Origin of the sequence: Mesorhizobium sp. M4B.F.Ca.ET.089.01.1.1 (assembly GCF_004022605.1) — a bacterium.
GTDB classification, from domain to species: Bacteria; Pseudomonadota; Alphaproteobacteria; order Rhizobiales; family Rhizobiaceae; genus Mesorhizobium; species Mesorhizobium abyssinicae.
Genome location: NZ_RZOS01000503.1, coordinates 1 through 3,739, shown reverse-complemented (window position 1 = coordinate 3,739; position 3,739 = coordinate 1). Strand labels below are relative to the sequence as shown.

Below are 3,739 nucleotides of genomic sequence, written 5' to 3'. Positions count from 1 at the left end.
CATAGGACGGCACGCTGGCCTGCAGCCCCGCCGCATTGCCGGCCAGAAGCAGGCTTTCGCCGGCGAGGAAAGTCAGGAAGCCGGCCGCGACGAGGTCATTGCCGAGCCGCTGGTATTTCATGGTGAGCAGTGCCGCCGCGACGACGACGCCCACGCCGTCGATGGTCCACAGCGTCTCGCGCAGCGCATCGCTGCCAACGAAAGTGCCCGCCATGCCCAGCGCGCCGCCGATGGCGAGGCCGATTGCGACGATGGTGTCCGAGGTGGAGCGCATGTGATGTCTCCCCTAGCCGGGCAGAGGATACAATGAGGTGGGGGGATCTCAAAGCGGCCGAACGCGACAATAGCGGCCCGGCATCTTCGTGCGGCTGTTGCCGACACGCACTGAGGCGGCGTCACTCAAGGATCGCGCGGGCGCTTCTCGCTGAGCGGCGCCGTGGGCAGGTCTCTACGGCGGAGCGAACGGAATGACGAGGTGTCCCTAGCTTGACATCAGGCGACTATGATCGTGTATTGTTCGACTAATGTTCTTTCCGGGGAGGGCCCATTGGCAGAAAAGGTAAACCAAAAGGAGGAGCCATTACCTGCAACAAATCCATCTGATCAATCACCTGGAGAAAAGAAAGGAACCAGGCGCGAAATTCCTGGAAATCTTCCCTATACCCCAACTCACGGCAGATTAAGTGAAGCGCTAAAATCGTTGGTGGAGGCCGAGCGTCCGCAGCAATTTAACGAAAGCTTCTTGGATAGCGTATTAAAGATTAGAGGTGGAAGTGCGCGCCCAATTCCCCCTCTTCTTAAGAGAATGGGATTGTTGAATTCCGACAACTCTCCGACCGAGCTATATTCCAAATTTAAGTCTGGATCGACGCGCTCCGAAGCGGCTCTCGTCGCACTCAAGAACGGCTTCTCGGAAATTTTCCGACGGAATGAATATGCCCATAGATTACCTGATGACCGCATCAAAGAGTTAATCATTGAAATAACTGGCCTTCATAAAAGCGACCCGATTGTCGGTGCCATTTTTGGAACTTTTAACGCGTTCAACGAGTTCGCGCGATCTGCGAAAGAGATCAAACCTCAGGATCCTGTCAGAGAGCAAACGGCTAAGCCCGACGATCAGGTAAGAACTGAGAGCAAGAGCTTGCGAGACAGCCCTGAATTCAATCTTGTTACGACTATAAATGTTGTTCTTCCAGAAACGACTGACGTTCAAGTTTACACCGCGATTTTCCGTTCGATAAGAGAGAACTTGTTAAGTTGAAAATAGAGCTTCAACATTTTTTATTAAGGGGAGCATCGCTGCGCTCGGCTGTAGATACCTCGCTCGCGGAGCAGGGCGTAAAGGGGCATGTAACCGCGATTGAAAAATTTTCAGATGCTCTAATTAAGGGATACGTTTCTGTTGCCTCTTCCGAGAATCGGCAGCAAGCGGACCGCATGGCGTCATACTATAAGCTTTTTTACCTACTTGAGAATGAGATCCGGAGTTTTATTGTTGATCTTATTGAATCGAGTAACGAATCGGATTGGTGGCTAACTAAGGTTCCCGAAAACGTTAGGCTAAACGCTGCAAAGAATTTAGAGCGTGAGCGTCGAGAGGGAATCATACCGAGGTCAGATCGAATGATCGACTACACCACGTTTGGGGAGCTCGGTGAGATCATTAAGGCGAACTGGGATGTGTTCGGGGGAGTTTTCTCTCGACACGACAAAGTTGGTGTCGAAAAGGTTCTACAACAACTTAATATGCTCCGAGGCCCGATCGCGCACTGTGGTGTTTTAGGCGAGGACGATGTCGTAAAGCTAAAATTGGTCGTTCGCAATTGGTACCGTTTGATGGAATAATGTTTCACATCAACGCTCAACAAGACACTGGCAAGAGACCCGCTTCTCAATCCCCCATCTTAAGCGCCTGGATAAACGCCTCCTGCGGGATATCCACCTTGCCGAACTGCCGCATCCGCTTCTTGCCCTCTTTCTGCTTGTCGAGCAGCTTGCGCTTGCGTGAGACGTCGCCGCCGTAGCATTTGGCGGTGACGTCCTTGCGCAGCGCCGAGACGGTCTCGCGAGCGATGATGCGGCCGCCTATTGCCGCTTGGATCGGGATCTTGAACAGATGCTGCGGGATCAGCTCCTTCAGCTTCTCGCACATCTGCCGGCCGCGCTTTTCCGCCGCCGTGCGGTGCACCAGCATGGAGAGCGCGTCGACCGGCTCGTCATTGACCAGGATCGACATTTTGACCAGGTCGCCCTCGCGATAGTCGGTCAGATGATAGTCGAAGGAGGCGTAGCCCTTGGAGATCGACTTCAGCCGGTCGTAGAAATCGAAGACGACCTCGTTGAGCGGCAGATCGTAGGTCAGCATGGCGCGCTTGCCGACATAGGAGAGGTCGGCCTGGATGCCGCGCCTGTCCTGGCAGAGCTTTAGAATCCCGCCGAGATAGTCGTCGGGCGTCAGGATGGTGGCGCGGATCCACGGCTCCTCGATCGAGGCGATCTTGACCACGTCGGGCATGTCGGCCGGGTTGTGCAGCTCCTTCAGCGTGCCGTCATTGAGGTTCATGCGGTAGACGACGGACGGCGCTGTGGCGATGAGGTCGAGGTTGAACTCCCGCTCCAGCCGCTCCTGGATGATCTCCAGGTGCAGCAGCCCGAGGAAGCCGCAGCGGAAGCCGAAGCCAAGCGCGGCCGACGTCTCCATTTCATAGGAGAAGGAGGCGTCGTTGAGGCGCAGCTTGCCGACGGCGGCGCGCAGATCCTCGAAATCGGCGGCGTCGACCGGGAACAGGCCGCAGAACACCACCGGCTGCGCCGGCTTGAAGCCGGGCAGCGCCTTTTGCGTCGGGCGGCGATCCTCGGTGATGGTGTCGCCGACGCGGGTGTCGGCCACTTCCTTGATCGAGCCGGTGAAGAAGCCGAACTCGCCGGGGCCGAGCTCGTCGACATTGATGCGGGCCGGCGTGAAGACGCCGGTGCGCTCGACCAGATATTTGGCGCCGGTGCCCATCATGCGGATGGTCTGGCCCTTCTTCAAGACGCCGTCGATGACGCGGACCAGCACGATGACGCCGAGATAGGCGTCGTACCAGCTATCGACCAGCATCGCCTTCAGCGGGGCCGATAGATCGCCCTCGCGCGGCGGCGGCAGCTGGTGGACGATGGCCTCGAGCACGTCGGGAATGCCGAGGCCGGTCTTGGCAGAGATCAGCACGGCGTTGGAAGCGTCGATGCCGATCACCTCCTCGACCTGCTCGCGGATGCGCTCGGGCTCGGCGGCCGGCAGGTCGACCTTGTTCAGCACCACGACGATCTCGTGGTTGTTGTCGATGGCCTGGTAGACATTGGCCAGCGTCTGCGCCTCGACGCCCTGCGAGGCGTCGACGACCAGCAGCGAGCCCTCGCAGGCGGCCAGCGACCGCGACACCTCGTAGGCGAAGTCGACATGGCCGGGCGTGTCGATGAGGTTGAGGATGTAGTCCTCGCCATTGTCGGCGCGGTATTTCAGCCGCACCGTCTGCGCCTTGATGGTGATGCCGCGCTCGCGCTCGATGTCCATCGAGTCCAGCACCTGCTCCTTCATGTCACGCGCCTCCAACCCGCCGGTGAGCTGGATCAGCCGGTCGGCAAGCGTGGATTTGCCATGGTCGATATGGGCGACGATGGAGAAATTGCGGATGTGGTCGAGGGGCGTCGTCATGCGGCGCGCTTTAGCAGGGGCGGGGTTGAGGGGCAAGCG

General features: G+C 58.2%; 3 protein-coding genes and 1 pseudogene. 2 read left to right on the top strand and 2 right to left on the bottom strand.

The window, feature by feature from the left end; all coding sequences use genetic code 11:
* Window positions 1-274: pseudogene (locus EN780_RS29465) on the bottom strand (hypothetical protein); the annotation flags it as partial.
* 273 nt (window positions 275-547) lie between these two features.
* Between EN780_RS29465 and EN780_RS29460 the strand changes: the two are divergent.
* Both EN780_RS29460 and EN780_RS29455 read left to right on the top strand, forming a co-directional pair.
* Complete coding sequence (locus tag EN780_RS29460; RefSeq protein ID WP_128276048.1) at window positions 548-1,264, top strand: DUF5343 domain-containing protein; 717 nt, start codon at window positions 548-550, stop codon at window positions 1,262-1,264.
* Entirely contained in the window at window positions 1,261-1,848 is a 588-nt protein-coding gene (locus EN780_RS29455) for a Swt1 family HEPN domain-containing protein (RefSeq protein WP_127393766.1), read from the top strand. The genes EN780_RS29460 and EN780_RS29455 overlap by 4 nt, the downstream gene beginning before the upstream one ends.
* A 46-nt stretch (window positions 1,849-1,894) precedes the next feature.
* Here the strand turns inward: EN780_RS29455 and lepA are convergent, their stop codons facing one another.
* Window positions 1,895-3,700 (bottom strand): translation elongation factor 4, encoded by a 1,806-nt coding sequence (gene lepA / locus EN780_RS29450; RefSeq protein ID WP_127310631.1) that lies wholly within the window; start codon window positions 3,698-3,700, stop codon window positions 1,895-1,897.
* Window positions 3,701-3,739: the final 39 nt, after the last annotated feature.

What these genes read in the sequence shown, in the direction of transcription:
- lepA (WP_127310631.1), bottom strand. Translation starts at nt 3,700, where the DNA reads ATGACGACGCCCCTCGACCACATCCGCAATTTCTCCATCGTCGCCCAT.